The organism is Solimonas soli DSM 21787 (genome assembly GCF_000474945.1).
Taxonomy (GTDB): Bacteria; Pseudomonadota; Gammaproteobacteria; order Nevskiales; family Nevskiaceae; genus Solimonas; species Solimonas soli.
On record NZ_AXDW01000001.1, the window covers coordinates 94,484 to 111,607 of the forward strand.

The 17,124-nt window shown below is 69.1% G+C and carries 15 protein-coding genes; 4 read left to right on the forward strand and 11 right to left on the reverse strand.

Features of this window, described 5'->3' with window-relative positions:
* Positions 1-12: 12 nt before the first annotated feature.
* From cmk to mtnA, 11 genes are all read right to left on the reverse strand, one after another.
* A complete protein-coding gene (gene cmk / locus K344_RS0100455; RefSeq protein ID WP_028079027.1) occupies positions 13-702 on the reverse strand; it encodes a (d)CMP kinase in 690 nt (229 codons plus the stop codon).
* Positions 699-2,012: a 3-phosphoshikimate 1-carboxyvinyltransferase gene (aroA, locus tag K344_RS0100460; RefSeq protein WP_028079028.1), complete on the reverse strand. Its 1,314-nt coding sequence runs from the start codon at positions 2,010-2,012 to the stop codon at positions 699-701. Before aroA ends, cmk begins: the two co-directional genes overlap by 4 nt.
* 38 nt (positions 2,013-2,050) lie before the next feature.
* Positions 2,051-2,920: a prephenate dehydrogenase gene (locus tag K344_RS0100465; RefSeq protein ID WP_028079029.1), complete on the reverse strand. Its 870-nt coding sequence runs from the start codon at positions 2,918-2,920 to the stop codon at positions 2,051-2,053.
* Complete coding sequence (gene hisC, locus K344_RS0100470; protein ID WP_051361719.1) at positions 2,917-4,050, reverse strand: histidinol-phosphate transaminase; 1,134 nt, start codon at positions 4,048-4,050, stop codon at positions 2,917-2,919. The genes K344_RS0100465 and hisC overlap by 4 nt, the downstream gene beginning before the upstream one ends.
* Positions 4,051-4,079: 29 nt before the next feature.
* Positions 4,080-5,186 (reverse strand): prephenate dehydratase, encoded by a 1,107-nt coding sequence (pheA, locus tag K344_RS0100475; protein ID WP_043113419.1) that lies wholly within the window; start codon positions 5,184-5,186, stop codon positions 4,080-4,082.
* 77 nt (positions 5,187-5,263) lie between these two features.
* Positions 5,264-6,439 (reverse strand): phosphoglycerate dehydrogenase, encoded by a 1,176-nt coding sequence (locus K344_RS0100480; RefSeq protein ID WP_028079032.1) that lies wholly within the window; start codon positions 6,437-6,439, stop codon positions 5,264-5,266.
* Between the two features lie 132 nt (positions 6,440-6,571).
* Entirely contained in the window at positions 6,572-7,654 is a 1,083-nt protein-coding gene (gene serC / locus K344_RS0100485) for a 3-phosphoserine/phosphohydroxythreonine transaminase (protein WP_028079033.1), read from the reverse strand.
* 50 nt (positions 7,655-7,704) lie between these two features.
* The gene (locus K344_RS0100490) at positions 7,705-8,103 is read right to left on the reverse strand and encodes a PIN domain-containing protein (RefSeq protein WP_028079034.1); all 399 of its coding nucleotides are present in this window, start codon (positions 8,101-8,103) and stop codon (positions 7,705-7,707) included.
* Positions 8,104-8,110: 7 nt separating this feature from the next.
* Positions 8,111-8,362 carry a ribbon-helix-helix protein, CopG family gene (locus tag K344_RS0100495; protein ID WP_028079035.1) on the reverse strand — a complete coding sequence of 84 codons (252 nt, stop codon included), beginning with the start codon at positions 8,360-8,362 and terminating at the stop codon, positions 8,111-8,113.
* A gap of 171 nt (positions 8,363-8,533) precedes the next feature.
* Positions 8,534-11,314 (reverse strand): DNA gyrase subunit A, encoded by a 2,781-nt coding sequence (gyrA, locus tag K344_RS0100500; protein WP_028079036.1) that lies wholly within the window; start codon positions 11,312-11,314, stop codon positions 8,534-8,536.
* Positions 11,315-11,518: 204 nt separating this feature from the next.
* Complete coding sequence (gene mtnA, locus K344_RS0100505) at positions 11,519-12,559, reverse strand: S-methyl-5-thioribose-1-phosphate isomerase (RefSeq protein WP_051361720.1); 1,041 nt, start codon at positions 12,557-12,559, stop codon at positions 11,519-11,521.
* A gap of 60 nt (positions 12,560-12,619) precedes the next feature.
* On the opposite strand from mtnA, the gene K344_RS0100510 reads away from it, so the two are divergent.
* The 4 genes from K344_RS0100510 to K344_RS0100525 are packed head-to-tail and all read left to right on the forward strand — an operon-like array spanning position 12,620 to position 17,063.
* Positions 12,620-13,933 carry a TRZ/ATZ family hydrolase gene (locus K344_RS0100510; RefSeq protein WP_028079038.1) on the forward strand — a complete coding sequence of 438 codons (1,314 nt, stop codon included), beginning with the start codon at positions 12,620-12,622 and terminating at the stop codon, positions 13,931-13,933.
* Between the two features lie 19 nt (positions 13,934-13,952).
* Positions 13,953-14,690: a bifunctional 2-polyprenyl-6-hydroxyphenol methylase/3-demethylubiquinol 3-O-methyltransferase UbiG gene (gene ubiG / locus K344_RS0100515; RefSeq protein WP_028079039.1), complete on the forward strand. Its 738-nt coding sequence runs from the start codon at positions 13,953-13,955 to the stop codon at positions 14,688-14,690.
* A complete protein-coding gene (locus K344_RS0100520; protein ID WP_028079040.1) occupies positions 14,687-15,373 on the forward strand; it encodes an HAD family hydrolase in 687 nt (228 codons plus the stop codon). The genes ubiG and K344_RS0100520 overlap by 4 nt, the downstream gene beginning before the upstream one ends.
* Before the next feature lie 13 nt (positions 15,374-15,386).
* Positions 15,387-17,063 carry an EAL domain-containing protein gene (locus K344_RS0100525; RefSeq protein WP_028079041.1) on the forward strand — a complete coding sequence of 559 codons (1,677 nt, stop codon included), beginning with the start codon at positions 15,387-15,389 and terminating at the stop codon, positions 17,061-17,063.
* Positions 17,064-17,124 lie beyond the last annotated feature (61 nt).

The following is a 17,124-nucleotide window of genomic DNA, read 5'->3' on the forward strand; positions in this document are numbered from 1 at the left end:
CGGGACACGCGCTCAGACGAAACCGGACCTCTGCAATAAGACCTCCACTCGAGCCAGCACCTGGGTCGGTGAAAGTCCAGTCGTATCAACGACTTCAGCCCCAAGTGCCGGCCTGAGGGGGGCAATGGGGCGATTGCGGTCGCGCTCGTCGCGGGCGCGTATCTCCTCGCGAAGGGGGGCGAGTTTAGCCTCTATCCCCTTTGCGCTCAACTGCTTGAGCCGGCGCTGCGCGCGCTCCTCGGCGCTCGCGTCCATGAAGATCTTCAGCCGCGCGTCGGGGAACACGATCGTGCCCATGTCGCGACCGTCGGCGATCAGGCCCGGTGCCTCACGAAAATCGCGCTGCCTTTGCAGCAGCGCCGCGCGCACCGCCGGCTGCACCGCGATCAGCGAGGCCAGCGCGCCGGTCGATTCCTTGCGCACGTCATGCGTCCAGTCCTCGCCGTCGACCATGATCGCCTCGTCTTCTTCCGTGGTGCCGACGAAGCGGATCTCGAGCGCCGGCGCCAGGCCCGCGAGCATCGCGCCGTCGTGCGGATCGAGGTCGCGCCGGTGCGCGGCGAGCGCGAGGATGCGGTATAGCGCGCCGCTGTCGAGACGATGGAAGCCCAGCCGTTCGGCCAGCCAGCGCGTGACGAGGCCCTTGCCGACGCCGCTCGGGCCGTCGACGGTGATGACCGGAATGGCGCTCGGCCCGCTCATCCGCGAACGCGAAGATCGAGGCCGGCGCGACGCGCCAGCGCCGCGAAACCGGGAAACGAGGTGTTGACGTTGGCGCAGTCGAGGATGGTGATCGGCTGTTCGGCGCGCAGCGCGGCGATCGCGAACGACATGGCGATGCGATGATCGCCGCGCGCGTCGACCGTGCCGCCGCGCATGCGCCCGCCGGCGACGCGCATGCCGTCCGGCAAGGCGATCGCCGACACGCCGAGCGCGCGCAGGCCGTCGCACATGCTCTGGATGCGGTCGGATTCCTTGACGCGCAACTCCTCCGCGCCCTCGACGACGGTCTCGCCCTTGGCGAACGCGGCGGCGATGAAGATGATCGGGAACTCGTCGATCGCCGCGGCGACCAGCTCCTTGCCGATCTTCACGCCCGTAAGGCCCCGACCGCGCACGCGGATGTCGGCGACCGGCTCGTCGCCGAACTGCCGCGGATTCAGGAGTTCGATGTCGGCGCCCATGGCGCGCAGCACGTCGATGATGCCGGTGCGCGTCGGATTGACGCCGACCTCGGACAGTACGATCTCGCTGCCCGGCACGATCGCCGCGCCGACCATGAAGAAGGCCGCCGACGAAATATCGGCCGGCACCCGCACGTGCGTGGCGCGCAGAGGCTGGCCGCCTTCGAGCGCCGCGTAGCCGGGCCGCGCCTCGACGCGCACACCGAAGGCACGCAGCATGCGCTCGGTGTGATCGCGCGAGGCTTCCGGCTCGAACACCTCGGTCTTGCCGTCGGCGTAGAGGCCGGCGAGCAGGATGCCGGACTTGATCTGCGCGCTGGCGACCGGCGAGCGGTACGAGATGGCGTGCAGCTTCCTGTGCGGCAGGATGTTGAGCGGCGCCTTGCCGTCATTCGATTCGATGCGCGCGCCCATCTGCTCGAGCGGCGCGATGATGCGCTTCATCGGCCGCCGCGACAGCGAGGCGTCGCCGACCAGCGTGCCGGTGAAGGTCTGGCCCGACAGCAGGCCGGCCATCAGGCGCATCGAGGTGCCGGAATTGCCGAGATCGAGCGGACCGTCCGGCGACTTCAGCCCATGCAGGCCGGCACCGCGGATGCGCAGTGAAGTTTCGCCGGTGCGCTCGATGCGCACGCCCATCATCTGGAAGGCCTTCATCGTGCACAGGCAGTCTTCGCCGGTGAGAAAGCCCTCGACCGTGGTCTCGCCGTCCGCCAGGGCGCCGAACATGATCGAGCGGTGCGAAATCGACTTGTCGCCGGGCACGCGCAGCGTGCCGGCCAGGCGGCCGCCGGGATACGCGCAAAACGTCAAGGAACTCGAACTCATGGCTTTCCTGATTGCGCGCAACGAGCGCGCCACATTCGTTACTCGATCTGCGCCAGGTGGCGCTCGCGGGCGGCGCGGGCCCGCGCGAACAGCGCGCGGACCTCGTCCCAGCGCTCCTCGCGCATCAACTGGCGGATCTGCTGCAGCTCGTCGATCTGCCGGTCGAGCAGTTCGCCGACCGCCGCCGCATTGGCGCGCACGATGTCGTGCCACATCTCCGCCGAGCTGGAAGCGATGCGCGTGAAATCGCGAAAACCGCCGCCCGCGTTCGGAAAAATCGCGTCGCTGTGCGGCAGGCGCGCGAGCATGTCGACGAAGCTGTAGGCCAGCACGTGCGGCAGATGCGAGGTCGCCGCGAAGATCGCGTCGTGCCCGGCCGCATCCATCTCGACGACGCGCGCGCCGACCGCCTGCCACAGCTTCGTCACCAGCGCTTTCGCCGCCGGCGCCTGCGCCGCATGCGGCACGACGATGACGCGATGATTGCGGAACAGCTCGGCGACGCTGTTGGCGACGCCGCTCTTCTCGGTGCCGGCGATCGGATGCGCCGGCACGAACCAGGGCGGCAGCCACCCGCAAACCGCCTCGACCTCGCGCAGGACCGACTGCTTGGTGCTGCCGACATCCATGACCACGGCCTCGGCCTTGAGGCCCGGCAGGCAGGCGCGCAAGGCCTCGCCGGTGTGCAGCACCGGCACCGCGAGCACCACCAGATCGGCGTCGCGCACCGCGGCGTCCGCCGTTTCGTGCACGTGGTCGACGACGCCGAGCTTCATCGCCGCCTGACGCTGCGCGGCATCGGGATCGAAGCCGGAAATGCGCCCCACCTCGCCCGCCGCGCGCAGGGCGCGCGCAAACGATCCGCCGATCAGGCCGAGACCGATGACGGCGAGATGACGCACGCTCACGCCGCGAGCACCTTGCCCAGGGCTTCGAGGAAGCGCTCGTTCTCGGCCTCGGTGCCGATCGACACGCGCAGGAAGGTCGGCATCTCGTACGAGGCCAGCGGCCGCACGATCACGCCCTGCTCGAGCAGGCCCTGGTGGATCGGCTTGGCGTCGCGACCGAAGTCGATCGCCACGAAATTGGCCTGCGACGGCAGCACCCGCAGTCCGCGCTTGCCGAGTTCGCGCGTCAGGCGCGCCCGCTCGCGCGTGTTCAGATCGACCGAGCGCGCGACGTAGTCCTGGTCGTCGAGCGCGACTTCGGCGGCGAGCAGCGCCAGGCTGTTGTTGTTGAACGGCTGGCGCACGCGGTTCAGCACGTCGGCCAGCGCCGCGCTCGACAGCGAGTAGCCGACGCGCAGGCCGGCGAGGCCGTAGGCCTTGGAGAACGTGCGGAACACGATCAGGTTCGGATAGCGCTCGAGCCAGGCGCGCGTCGGCGGACGCAGCGCCGGATCGAGGTATTCGAAGTAGGCCTCGTCGAGCGCGACGATGACGTCGGCCGGCGCCTGATCGAGGAAGGCTTCGATCTCGGCCGGCGCCAGCACGGTGCCGGTCGGGTTGTTCGGGTTGGCGATGAACACCAGCGCGACGTCGGCATGGGCCTTCAGCGCGGCCGCCATCGCCGGCAGATCGTGTCCGTAGGGCTGCGCATCGCCGGCCGGGCGCGCCGGCACGACGACGGCGCGCGCGTCCTGCGCCTGCGTGATGATCGAATAGACCGCGAAGGCGTGCGCCGAGTACAGCGCGGCGCGGCCCGGGCCGAGGAAGACGCGGCCGAGCAGTTCGATGATGTCGTTCGAGCCGTTGCCGAGCGTGATGCGCTCGATGGCGATGTCGTGCAGCGCCGCGATCTTCTTTTTCAGGCGGTGACCGCTGCCGTCCGGATACAGCGCGATATTCTCCCGCGCGACGGCCGCGGCCAGCGCCGCGCGCACCCTGGCGCTCGGCCCGAGCGGGTTTTCGTTCGAGGCGAGCTTGATCGCGTTCGACACGCCGAGCCGGCGCTGCAGCTCGTCGATCGGCATGCCCGGCGAATAGGCCTCGAGGCTCAGCACGCCGCGCGCGGCATGGTTCAGGGTTTGATCGCTCATCTGGTTTTCTGCACCCATGACATCAGCTCTCACATCACCGCGCGCGGATAGGAACCGAGAATCTTGAAGAAGGCGGCGCTCGAACGCACGGTTTCGAGCACCTCGCGAACCTTCGCGTCGGTCTCGTGGCCGGCGAAGTCGACGAAGAAGTAGTAATCAGGCAGCACCGAGCCCTTGACCTGGCGCGATTCGAGCCGCGTCAGGTCGAGCCCCGCGTCGGCGAACGGCTGCAGCAGCTTGAACAGCGCGCCGGGCTGGTTGCGATGCGCGGTCATCACGATCGAGGTGATGTCGTCGCCGGTCGCCGCCGGCTCGTGCTTGCCGATGATCAGGAAGCGCGTCGTGTTGCTCGGGTCGTCCTCGATGTTCGAGGCGAGGATGTTGAGCCCGTTCAGGCGGCCGGCCTGCAGCGAAGCGACCGCCGCCACGCCCTTGCCTTCCGCCGCCGCGCGGCGCGCCGCCTCGCCATTGCTCGCGACTTCCTCGCGCTGCGCCTTGCCGAGATGCGCGTCGAGCCATTTGCGGCACTGCGCGAACGACTGCGGATGCGAATACACCTTGCGGATCGCCGCCGGATCGGTTTCGGCGGACAGCAGCTGGTGATGGATGCCGAGCGTGACCTCGCCGCAGATGCGCAGCTTGGTATGCACGAGCTCGTCGAGGGTGTTGCTGACGACGCCGCCGATCGAGTTGGCGACCGGCACCACGCCATAGTCGGCGGCGCCGGTTTCGACGTCGCGGAAGATCTCGTCGATGGCCCGCGTCGCGCGCGCCGTCACGCTGTCGCCGAAGTGCTTCTGCACGGCGGCCTGCGTATATGTGCCTTCCGGGCCCAGATAGGCGATCGTCAGCGGCGATTCGAGCGACAGGCACACCGACATGATCTCGCGCATCAGGCGCGCGATGGTCTCGTCGCTCAGCGGGCTGTCGCCGGCAGTGCGGTTGCGCTCCATCGCCCGGCGCAGCACTTCGGCCTCGCGCGACGGACGATAGTGATTGCCAGTGTCGCCGGAGCGCTGCTTGATGTGCGCCACTTCGAGCGCGATGCGGGCGCGCTGCGAAATCAGCGACTGAATCTGTTCGTCGAGCGCGTCGATCTCGGCACGCGCCTCGGCCAGGGTCTGCGGCACCTTCATCGGCGGCGGGTCTCTAGAAAAAGCGAAAGGCTGCGGATTCTAGCGGCAATCCGCAGCCTTCGGGCACCGCGCGCGCCTCAGCGCGCGGCGATCACGCGCGTCGCCAGCACGCCCGGAATCGCGGCGATCTCCTGCGCCGCGTCGGCCGGCACCGCCTGGTCGAGGTCGACGATCGTATAGGCGAGGTCGCCGCGCGACTTGTTGAGCAGGTCGGCGATGTTGAGCTGGCGCTTGGCCAGCGCCGTCGAGATCTGGCCGACCATGTTCGGCACGTTCTCGTTGACGATGCACAGGCGCGTCTTGCCCGGCAGCAGCGGCATCTGCGCTTCCGGGAAGTTCACCGAATTGCGGATCGTGCCGAGTTCGAGGAATTCGCGGATCTGGTCGGCGACCATCACCGCGCAATTGTCCTCGGCCTCGCCCGTCGAGGCGCCGAGATGCGGCGTGGCGATGACCTTCGGATGACCCTTCAGCGCGTTCGACGGGAAGTCGCAGGCGTAGGCGTGCAGATGGCCGGCGTTCAGCGCCTCGATGACGGCCGCTTCGTCGACGATCGCATCGCGCGCGAAATTGAGGATCACGCCCTGCTTCTTCATCAGCTTGATGCGCTCGGCATTGATCAGGCCGCGCGTCGCGTCGAGCAGCGGCACGTGCACCGAGATGAACTGCGATTTGCTGACCAGATCGTCGACCGACAATGCCTGGCGCACGCCGGAGTTCAGCTGCCAGGCGTTCTGCACCGTCATCGCCGGATCGTAGCCGTAGACCGTCATGCCGAGTTCGAGCGCGGCATTCGCCACCTTGACGCCGATCGCGCCGAGACCGATCACGCCCAGCGTGCGGCCCGGCAGCTCGAAGCCGACGAACTTCTTCTTGCCGGCTTCGACGGCCTCGTGCATGGCCTTGTCGTCGCCGTCGAGCTTCTTCACGAAGTCGAGCGACTGCGGGATGTTGCGCGCGGCGAGGAACATCGACGCCAGCACCAGTTCCTTGACGGCGTTGGCGTTGGCGCCCGGCGCGTTGAACACCGGCACGCCGCGCTTGCTCATCAAGGCGACGGGGATGTTGTTGGTACCGGCGCCGGCGCGGCCGATGGCCTTCACCGAGGCCGGGATCTCAAGCTTGTGCATGTCGGCCGAGCGCACGAGGATCGCGTCCGGGTTGGAGATTTCGGAAGCGATCTCGAAGCGCTCGCGCGGCAGGCGTTCGAGGCCGCTGACGGAGATGTTGTTGAGGGTCTGGATCTTGAACATGGCTTTATTCCTGATTGCTGTGCGGCGGCATCCCTGCCGCGACTCTGTCTCTTGATCCGGCCCCTGCCCGGCCATCCCTGGCCGGGCGTTCGCCGGGCCGAGTGCCATTCAAGGCACTCGGCTGGTTCCGGCTCAGCCGCGCGTGCGGGCAAATTCCTTCATGTAATCGACGAGCTGCTGCACGCCTTCGAGCGTCATCGCGTTGTAGATCGACGCGCGCATGCCGCCGACCGAGCGATGCCCCTTGAGGCCGTTCAGCCCGGCCGCCTTGGCGCCCTTGAGGAAGTCGGCATCGAGCTCGGCGTTGGCGAGCACGAACGGCACGTTCATGCGCGAGCGGTCCGCCTTGGCGACCGGGTTCTTGTAGAAGTCCTGCGCGTCGATGTAGCCGTACAGCAGCTCGGCCTTCTTGGCGTTGCGTTCGCCGATCGCCTTGAGACCGCCGTTGGCCTTGATCCACTTGAAGACCAGGCCCGACACGTACCAGGCGAAGCACGGCGGCGTGTTGAGCATCGACTCGTTGTCGGCCATCTGCTTGTAGTCGAAGATGCCCGGCGTGTTCGGCAGCGTCTGGCCGATCAGGTCGTCGCGGACGATGACGATGGTGACGCCGGCCGGGCCGATGTTCTTCTGCGCGCCGGCGTAGATCAGGCCGTACTTCGACACATCGAACGGCTTCGACAGGATGTTCGACGACATGTCGGCGACCAGCGGCACCGCGCCCGTATCCGGGTCGGCCGCGAACTCGACGCCGTGGATCGTCTCGTTCGAGGTCACGTGCACGTAGGCCGCGTTCGGGTCGAGCTTCCAGCCGGCGCGATCGGGAATGTGGGTGAACTTGTCGGCTTCGCTGCTCGCCGCGACATTGACCTTGGCATAGCGCGCCGCTTCCTTGGCCGCCTTCTTGCCCCAGTCCCCGGTCAGCACGAAATCGACGCTCTGCTTGCCGCGCAGCAGGTTCATCGGGATGAAGCTGAACTGGCCGGTGGCGCCGCCCTGCAGGAACAGCACCTTGTAGTTCGCCGGGATGCCGGCGACCTCGCGCAGATCCGCCTCGGCGGCCTGCGCGATGCTCATGAACTCCTTGTCGCGATGCGACATCTCCATCACCGACATGCCCGAGCCCTGCCAGTCGAGCAGCTCGGCCTGCACCTGCTGCAGGACTTCGAAGGGCAAGGTCGCCGGACCGGCGCTGAAGTTCACGACTCGTTTCATGTCTCTTCCTCTGCTTGAACCGCAATGTCTTTAATCGATGGCACGCCGGCTCAGGCCCAGCGCTCCACTTCCAGGTTCGGCACCGACGCGAACGTCGATTTCCGATCCGTGACCAGCACCAGTTGCCGCGCGACCGCCGTGGCGGCGAGCCACAGATCGAGCGGCGCCATCTTCTCGCCGGCGGCCTGCAGGTAGACGCCGAGCGTCACCGCCTGCTTCGCTTCCGCCGCGCCCAGCTCCAGGACCTGCACGCTCTGCAGGAACTCCTTCAGCAACTTGCCGTAGCGCGCCTGCGCGCGCGGGTTCAGGCGCAGCGCCGTCTCCGCTTCCGCCGCGCCGATCACCGATACCGCCACGTCGCTCGGTCGGAGCGCCTGCAGCTTCAGCACCACGGGCAGGCGGCCCTTGATCGCGGCGGCGATGGCGTCGGAATCGAGCAGGTATTTCATCGGCCCTTCACCAGCGGACCTGCGCCGCCTCCGGCAAGGCTTCGCGCCAGGCCTGGAAATCGAGCGTGTCCTCGGCCAGTTCGGGCGCCGGATTGCCGAAGTGGCGCTTCAGCGCCGCCGGCCAATCCTTCTCCTCGTTGTGCGCCAGCCAATCCTGCACGGCGAGCGTGATGACGCGATTGCGGGTCAAGCCGACCCGCGCCGCCGCCTGGTTGAGGCGATCGACCGTTTCATCATCGAGGTGAACGCTGAAATTCATGGCGCCGGACTTTAACCTAACATGACCTGTTAGTAAATATGGCGGCATGAATGGTGTAAGGTAAGCGCTTATCGTCAAACGATTTCAAGTGCCCTGTCCGGACCCCGTGCGCGGCTCATGCGCAGCCGGCCCATACGAAAACGGCGCCCGCTGGGCGCCGTCCGGTCCGGTCTATTCCGCTGCCGGGCCTTCCCCGCCCGCAACGTCCGCCGGCGGCGTGTCGCCGGCCCCGGCGGCCGCCACCGCCTCGGCGACCAGCTCGTCGTCGTCCTCGGCCAGGATGCGGTCGACGCCGACCAGCCGGTCGCCGTCCTGCGGGCGCATCAGACGCACGCCCTGCGTGTTGCGGCCCATGGTGCGCACGTCGGTGGTCTTGAAGCGGATCAGCACGCCGGACTCCGAGATCAGCATGACCTCGTGATTGTCGTCGACCGTCACGGCGCCGATCAGGCGGCCGGTCTTGTCGGACAGCGCCTGGCCGATGACGCCCTGGCCGCCGCGACCGCGACGCGGGAACTGGTCGATCGGCGTGCGCTTGCCGTAGCCGAGCTCCGACACGGTGAGGATGTCGCCGGCCTCGGCAACGATCAGCGCGATCACGCGAGCGCCGTCGCCGTTGTCGTCGCCGGCATCGGCAAGCTCCACCGCCTCCTCGACGCCGTTCTCCTCTTCGCTGCCGGCAAAGGCCTTGAGCAGGCGCATGCCGCGCACGCCGGTCGCGCCGCGCCCCATCGCGCGCACGTCGCCTTCATGGAAGCGAATCGCGCGGCCGGCGTCGGAAATCAGGATGATGTCGTTGTCGCCATGGGTCAGCGCCACGCCGACCAGTTCGTCGTCGACGCGCAGATCGACGGCGATGATGCCGTTGCTGCGCACGTTCTGGAACGCCGCCAGCGCCGTCTTCTTGACCGTGCCGCGCCGGGTCGCCATGAAGATGTACGGACCGCGCTCGACGCCTTCGACCGCGGCCTCGGCATTCTCGTCCTCGACGCCGAAGCCCTTGACCGGCAGCACGGCGTTGATCTTCTCGCCGGATTCCAGCGGCAGCAGGTTGTTGAACGGCTTGCCGCGCGAACCGCGTGAACCGGACGGCAGCTCGAACACGCGCAGCTTGTAGCACTTGCCGAGGCTGGAGAAGCACAGCAGCGTGTCGTGCGAATGCGCGACCCACAGGCGATCGACGAAATCCTCGTCCTTGGTCGTCGCCGCGATCTTGCCGCGGCCGCCGCGCTTCTGCGCCTGGTACTCGTCGAGCGCCACGCCCTTGACGTAGCCCTCGTGCGACAAGGTCACCACCATGTCGCGCGGCGCGATCAGATCCTCGTGCGCGATGTTCAGCGCGGCGTCGGTGATCTCGGTCCGGCGCTTGTCGCCGTAGGCCTGCTTGATCTCCAGAAGCTCGCCGCGGATCACCGACAGCAGGCGCGCCTCGGAGCCGAGGATGTCGAGGTAGTCGAGGATAGACTCGATCAGCTCCTGGAACTCGGCGTGGATCTTGTCCTGTTCGAGGCCGGTGAGCCGGTGCAGGCGCAGATCGAGGATCGCCTGGGCCTGGGCCTCGGAGAGCCGGTAGCCCGGCTGGCCGGGCGACCCCAGGCCATGCTCGCCGCCGTCGACGATGCCGAACTCGCGCGCCAGATCCTGCGGCCGCGACACATCGCCGCCGGCGCGCTCCAGCATCGCCGTCACCGGGCCCGGGTTCCAGACGCGCGACATCAGCCCGGCCTTGGCCTCGGCGGGCGTCGGCGAGCGGCGGATCAGCTCGATGATCTCGTCGATGTTGGCCAGCGCCACCGACAGGCCTTCTAACACATGCGCGCGCTCGCGCGCCTTGCGCAGCAGGTAGCGCGTGCGGCGGGTGACGACTTCGCGGCGATGGCGCACGAAGATTTCGAGCAGCTGCTTCAGTGACAGCAGGCGCGGCTGGCCGTTGTCGAGCGCCACCATGTTGAAGTTGAAGCTGTCCTGCAGCTGCGTCTGGCGGAACAGGTTGTTGAGCACGACGTCGGCGTTCTCGCCGCGGCGCAGCTCGATCACCATGCGCATGCCCGACTTGTCCGACTCGTCGCGCAGCTCGGTGATGCCCTCGATCTTCTTGTCCTTGACCAGCTCGGCGATCTTCTCGAGCAGGCGCGCCTTGTTCACCTGGTACGGCAGCTCGGTGACGATGATCGCCTGCTTGTCGCTGCCCTTGCCGCCGATGTCCTCGAAATGCGTGCGCGCGCGCACGACGATGCGGCCACGGCCGGTCGCGTAGGCCTCGGCGAGGCCGGCGGCGTCGAGCAAGAGGCCGGCGGTCGGGAAATCCGGCGCCGGGATGTGCTTCATGAGGCCGGCGAGATCGATGGCCGGGTCGTCGATCAGCGCCACGCAGCCGTCGATGACTTCCGAGAGATTGTGCGGCGGGATGTTGGTCGCCATGCCGACGGCGATGCCGGCGGCGCCGTTGACGAGCAGATGCGGAATGCGCGTCGGCAGGACCGTCGGCTCGCTCTCGGAGGCGTCGTAATTCGGCTGGAAATCGACGGTTTCCTTGTCGATGTCGGCGAGCAGTTCGTGGGCGAGCTTCGACATGCGCACTTCGGTGTAGCGCATGGCCGCCGGCATGTCGCCGTCGACCGAACCGAAGTTGCCCTGACCGTCGACCAGCATGTAGCGCATCGAGAAATCCTGCGCCATGCGCACCATCGTGTCGTAGACGGCGGTGTCGCCGTGCGGATGGTACTTACCGATGACGTCGCCGACGATGCGCGCCGACTTCTTGTACGGCTTGTTGTAGTCGTTGCCGAGTTCCTTCATCGCGTACAGCACGCGGCGGTGCACCGGCTTGAGGCCGTCGCGCGCGTCGGGCAAGGCGCGCCCGACGATCACGCTCATCGCATAGTCGAGATACGAACGGCGCATCTCGTCTTCGAGATTGACGCTGAGGATTTCCTTGGCGAAGTCGGTCATTGGCGGTCTTTGTCGGAGTCACGGCAGGGGCTGGGCGCCCGGCTGCGCGCGACGGTTCTGCACTCGTTTTCGACGGCGGAGAGAAGCTCTTGCGCAGCGCCGCTCGCGCGGCTCTGGACGAAGCTCTTATGGACCCGGAAATTCTAGCACGGACGAGGGCTTGGCAGCGCTTTTCGGCCGCCCCGCCGGACTTCGCGAACGGCCTTATTTTAGGACCGCGCGGACCCGCTCGCGATTGGGCTTTTCGATCACGCCGTGCTCGCAGACGATGGCGTCGATCAGCGCCGCCGGCGTCACGTCGAACACCGGGTTGAAGGCGTCGTAGCCCTCCGGCGCGACCGGCACGCCGCGGAACTCCGTCAGCTCCCTCGCCGTGCGCTCCTCGATGGGGATGTCGGCGCCGCCGCGGCAGCGCAGGTCGAAGGTTGAGCTCGGCGCGACGACCATGAACCTGACGCCGTGCTGCTTCGCGGCGACCGCCAGCGCGTAGGTGCCGATCTTGTTGGCGGTGTCGCCGTTCTCGGCGATGCGGTCGGCGCCGACGATGACCCAGTCGATCGTCTCGCGGCTCATCAGGTGCGCGATGGCGCCGTCGGCGACCAGCTTGCCCGGAATGCCTTCCTGCTGCAGTTCCCAGGCCGTCAGCCGCGCGCCCTGCAGCCAGGGCCGCGTCTCGGTGTTGTAGACGAGCTCGATGTGATGCTTCGCGTAGGCGCTGCGGATCACGCCGAGCGCGGTGCCGTGGCCGCCGGTCGCCAGCGCGCCGGTGTTGCAATGCGTGACGACGCGCGCGCCGGGGCCGATCAGCGCCGCACCGAGTTCGCCCATCTTCAGGTTCTGCGCCAGATCCTCGTCGTGGATGCGCACCGCCTCGGCCTCGAAAACAGCGAGATCCGGCTGCTTCAGCCAGGCACCGCGCATGCGCTCCAGCGCCCAGCGCAGGTTGACCGCGGTCGGCCGCGAGGCGGCCAGCGTCTCGAAGGCGCGCTCCAGCGAATCACGGTCGGCGCGCAGCGCCAGAACCATGCCGTAGGCGGCGGCGATGCCGATCGCCGGCGCGCCGCGCACCGCCATGCCGTGGATCGCCTCGGCGACGTCGGCGGCGCCGCGGCAGGCGATGTAGCGCACCTCGTGCGGCAGCACGCGCTGATCGAGCAGGCGCAGCTGGTCACCGTCCCAGATGATCGGGCTCACGTTCGAACGGGCGGCGGCGTTGCGCGACGCGGGCGTCAGCAGGGCGGACATGGCGGGCTCGGTTAAACTTCGGGCCGACATTCTATCCGCCCACGCCTTTCTCCTCCCTTCATGCAGACCGTCGACCTGCTGGTCACGCCGCGCTGGCTCATCCCGATCGAACCCGAAGGCCTGGTGCTCGAGGACCACGCGCTGGTCGTCGACGCCGGGCGCATCGCCGCCGTGCTGCCGCTGGCCGAGGCGCGGGCGCGCTACGCGCCGCGGCAGAGCGTCGCGCTGCCGCAGCACGCCCTGATGCCGGGTCTCGTCAACCTGCACACGCATGCGGCGATGAGCCTGCTGCGCGGCATCGCCGACGACCTGCCGCTGATGGACTGGCTGCAGAACCACATCTGGCCCGCGGAGGGCGCGCACGTCGGCGCGGCGTTCTGCGAAGACGGCGTGCGCCTGGCCTGCGCCGAGATGATCCGCGGCGGCACGACCTGCATCAACGACATGTATTTCTTCCCGGACGCGACCGCGCGCGTCGCCCAGCAGGCCGGCCTGCGCGCGACCGTCGGCCTCGTCGTCTTCGATTTCCCGACCGCCTGGGGCAGCGGCGCCGACGACTACATCCACAAGGGCCTCGAACTGCACGACGCGCTGCGCGACGCGCCGCTGATCCGCACGATGTTCGCGCCGCACGCGCCGTACACGGTGTCGGACGCGCCGCTGCTCAAGCTGCGCCGCTACGCCAACGAACTGGGCATCGGCATTCACATGCACGTGCACGAGACCGCGCACGAGGTCGAGACCGCGCTGGCCAGCACCGGCAAGCGGCCCTGGCAGCGGCTCAAGGAACTGGAACTGCTCGGCCCGGACTTCATCGCCGTGCACATGACGCAGCTGAGCGACACCGAGATCGCCGAGGTCGCCGAATACGGCGTGCACGTCGCGCACTGCCCGGAATCGAATCTCAAGCTGGCCAGCGGCTTCGCGCCGGTCGGCAAGCTGCTCGCGGCCGGCGCCAACGTCGGCATCGGCACCGACGGCGCAGCGAGCAACAACGATCTCGATCTGTTCGGCGAGCTGCGCACGGCGGCCCTGCTCGCCAAGGCCGTCAGCGGCGACACGCGGGCGCTGTCGGCGCCGACGGCGCTGCGCGCGGCGACGCTCGGCGGCGCGCGCGCGCTCGGCCTCGAGGCCGAGATCGGCTCGCTGGTCGCCGGCAAATCCGCCGACTTCATCGCCGTCGATCTCAGCGCCGCGGCGACCCAGCCGGTGTACAACGTCCTCTCGCAGCTCGCCTATGCGGTCGGCCGTGAACAGGTCAGCGACGTCTGGGTCGCCGGCCGGCCGCTGCTGCGCGACCGCCGGCTGACCACGCTCGACGAAACCGCCGTGATCGCCAAGGCCGGCGAATGGCAGCAGAAGATCCGCCCCTGAGCACGACATGAAGCACGCCATGAACGCAGAACCGGCAGCGCAGGCCAACGTCGACACGCGCGAGATCGCCAACTTCGAGCGGCTCGCCGCGCAGTGGTGGGATCCGCGCGGCGAGATGGCGACCCTGCATCAGATCAATCCGCCGCGCGTGCGCTATCTGGCGCAGTGCGCCGGCAGCCTGCGCGGCAAGACGGCCGTCGACATCGGCTGCGGCGGCGGCCTGCTCAGCGAGGCGCTGGCGGCCGAGGGCGCCGAGGTGCTCGGCATCGACATGGCCGCCGAGCTGATCGACGTCGCCAGGCTGCATGGCCTGGAATCCGGCCACACGCCGCCGCAGTTCACGCTCGACTACCGGCAGATCAGCGCCGAGGCCCTGGCCGCCGAACGGCCGGCGTCCTTCGATCTGGTCTGCTGCATGGAAATGCTCGAACACGTGCCCGACCCGGCCTCGGTGATCGCCGCCTGCGCGGCGCTCGCCAGGCCCGGCGCCGACCTGGTGTTCTCGACCATCAACCGCAATCCGAAGTCCTTCGCGCTGGCCGTGCTCGGTGCCGAATACCTGCTCAATCTCGTGCCGCGCGGCACGCACGACTACGAGAAGTTCATTCGCCCGTCCGAGCTCGCCGCCTGGGCGCGCGCCGCCGGCCTCGAGGTCGTCGGCATGAAGGGCCTGCGCTACAACCCGCTGCTGAAATCGGCGCGCCTGTCCGACGACATCGACGTCAACTACTTCATGCATTGCAGGAAGCCGCAATGACGATCGCCCGCGCCACCGACGCGCTCGCCCTGCCGCGCGCCGTGCTGTTCGATCTCGACGGCACGCTCGCCGACACCGCGCCCGATCTCGGCCACGCCGCGAATCTCGTGTGCGCCGAACTCGGCCTGCCGACGCTGCCGCTCGCCGACTACCGGCCGGTCGCCTCGGCCGGCGCGCGCGGCCTGCTCGGCAAGGCCCTCGGCATCACGCCCGAGCATGCCGACTACGCGCAGCGCGCCGAGCGCCTGCTCGCGCTGTATCGCGACAATCTGCTGCGGCACACGACGCTGTTCGACGGCATGGACGAGCTGCTGGCGACGATCGCCGCGCGCGGCCTCTCCTGGGGCATCGTCACCAACAAGCCGGCCTGGCTGACCGATCCGCTGGTCGAAGGCCTGCGCCTGCGCGCGGACTGCGTGGTCAGCGCCGACCAGGTCGCCCGCCCCAAGCCGGCGCCCGACGCCCTGCTGCGCGCCTGCGAGCGCCTCGGACTGCCGCCGCAGGCCTGCTGGTACGTCGGCGACGACCGCCGCGACATCGCCGCCGCGCAGGCCGCCGACATGCCGAGCATCGCCGCCGACTGGGGTTATCTCGGCGCCGACGCGCCGATCGGCGACTGGGGCGCGCAGCGCATCGCCGGCACGCCGCGCGACATCGCCGCGTGGTTGCGCGCGGCGGCGTAAGGACGGACAGCGCATGGCCTGGCGTTCCCCGAATCGCGGCGGTCTGCAAAGCCTCGACACCATGGCGCGGCTGCTGCGCGGACGCGCCAACCGCTATGCCTGGATCGGCCTCGGCGTGGCGACGCTGGCGATCGTCGCCGCCACCCTGCTGAGCTGCCAGTACGAGTTCGACGAATACACGCTCGACGGCATGCTCGCCGTGCAGCAGAAAAACCCGGCGCTGTGGCTGCTCGACCTGATGCCGATCGCCTTCCTGCTCTGGGGCCAGTACATCGGCAGCGTCATGTCGTACCAGGCCGGCGCCATGGTGCTCGACGAAACGCGCGAGCTGCGCGACGAAGCCAATCGCCTGCACTACGAGCTGAGCCGGCAGGCGGTGCCCGGCCAGTTCGGCAGCCTGCCGAACCGCCACGCCCTGCTCGGCGCCATCAACCGGCAGCTGAATCGTCCGGCTGCGCGCGGCGGCGGCGCGGCGGCCAACTTCGCGGTACTGGTACTCGGCACCGAGCACTACCACGAGATCGCGCAGGCGCACGGCGAGACGGCGGCGGCGCAGTACATCTCGCAGCTCGGCGAGCGGCTGCGCAGCGTGGTCGGCGAGGATGACGTGCTCGCGCACTTCGGCAACGACGACTTCGGCATCCTGCTGGCCACGGCCGCGGACGAAGCCGCCGCGCGCCACTACGCCAGCCGCCTGCAGCTGGCGCTCGACGTGCCGATCACCATGGGCCGCAGCGCCTTCTCGCTGCGCGCCAGCATCGGCATCGCGCTCTATCCGGCGCACGGCCCGGACGGCGAAACCCTGTTGCGCCACGCCGAGACGGCGAAGTACGCGGCGATCGCCGCGCGCCGCGACTACCTCGTCTACGATCCCGCGTTCGAGGACGCGCGCACCGAAGTCTCGCGCCTGACCGCCGAGCTGCACGGCGCGCTGTACAACGAGGGGCTCGGCGACGACTACCAGCCGCAGCAGCCGCTGCGCGCGGGCCTGCCGCCGCGCCTGCGCCTGATCCCGTACTGGGAGCACCCGCGCCGGGGGCGGCTGAACGAAGCCGATTTCCTGCATCTGCCCGATCGCGTCGGCCTCGTGCACGGCCTGACGACCTGGCTGCTGCGCGAGGGCCTCGCCCGCCTGAGCGGCTGGCGCGAAGGCGGCACGCGCGAGCTGCAGCTCGTGCTGCGCCTTCCGGACGCGGCGATCCGCGAACTCGGCTTCCACGATCTGATCCAGCGCATGCTGCGCTCGCACGACCTGCCCGGCGCCGCGCTCGTGCTCGAATTCAGCGAGGCGGCGCTGCTGCAGGCCAGCCCGACGCAGCGCGCGCAGCTCGCCGGCCTGCGGCAGTCCGGCGTCGGCCTGGCGCTGAGCGGCGTCGGCGGTCCCGGCGCGTCGGCGCTGTCGGCGCTGTATTTCCCGCTCGACGAGTACCGCCTGGCACCGACGCTGATCGAGCGCGCCGCGCGCGAGCCGCTGGCGCGCGACGTCCTGCGCAAGCTGGTCGAGCTGGCGGCCATGCTCAAGCTGCGCCTCGTCTATGCCGGTGTCGACAGCGACGCGCAGCGCCGGCTGGTCGACGAACTGGGCGGCGACTACGCCGAAGGCCTCGCCTGCCGCGCCACGCTGACGCCGCCGGCCGTCGAACGCTGGCTGACGCCGCGCCCGAGCGACGGCGCGGAGCGCGAGGCCTGAGGCGACGCGGCACGGCCGCGCGTGCTGCCGGCGCGGCATGGCCGCGCATCATGATGTACCC

Bases quoted from the DNA above. Each gene is read 5' to 3' on its own strand.
- cmk (WP_028079027.1), bottom strand. From the start codon at position 702: ATGAGCGGGCCGAGCGCCATTCCGGTCATCACCGTCGACGGCCCGAGC.
- aroA (WP_028079028.1), bottom strand. From the start codon at position 2,012: ATGAGTTCGAGTTCCTTGACGTTTTGCGCGTATCCCGGCGGCCGCCTG.
- hisC (WP_051361719.1), bottom strand. From the start codon at position 4,050: ATGAGCGATCAAACCCTGAACCATGCCGCGCGCGGCGTGCTGAGCCTC.
- pheA (WP_043113419.1), bottom strand. From the start codon at position 5,186: ATGAAGGTGCCGCAGACCCTGGCCGAGGCGCGTGCCGAGATCGACGCG.
- K344_RS0100480 (WP_028079032.1), bottom strand. From the start codon at position 6,439: ATGTTCAAGATCCAGACCCTCAACAACATCTCCGTCAGCGGCCTCGAA.
- serC (WP_028079033.1), bottom strand. From the start codon at position 7,654: ATGAAACGAGTCGTGAACTTCAGCGCCGGTCCGGCGACCTTGCCCTTC.
- K344_RS0100490 (WP_028079034.1), bottom strand. From the start codon at position 8,103: ATGAAATACCTGCTCGATTCCGACGCCATCGCCGCCGCGATCAAGGGC.
- K344_RS0100495 (WP_028079035.1), bottom strand. From the start codon at position 8,362: ATGAATTTCAGCGTTCACCTCGATGATGAAACGGTCGATCGCCTCAAC.
- gyrA (WP_028079036.1), bottom strand. From the start codon at position 11,314: ATGACCGACTTCGCCAAGGAAATCCTCAGCGTCAATCTCGAAGACGAG.
- mtnA (WP_051361720.1), bottom strand. From the start codon at position 12,559: ATGTCCGCCCTGCTGACGCCCGCGTCGCGCAACGCCGCCGCCCGTTCG.
- K344_RS0100510 (WP_028079038.1), top strand. From the start codon at position 12,620: ATGCAGACCGTCGACCTGCTGGTCACGCCGCGCTGGCTCATCCCGATC.
- ubiG (WP_028079039.1), top strand. From the start codon at position 13,953: ATGAACGCAGAACCGGCAGCGCAGGCCAACGTCGACACGCGCGAGATC.
- K344_RS0100520 (WP_028079040.1), top strand. From the start codon at position 14,687: ATGACGATCGCCCGCGCCACCGACGCGCTCGCCCTGCCGCGCGCCGTG.
- K344_RS0100525 (WP_028079041.1), top strand. From the start codon at position 15,387: ATGGCCTGGCGTTCCCCGAATCGCGGCGGTCTGCAAAGCCTCGACACC.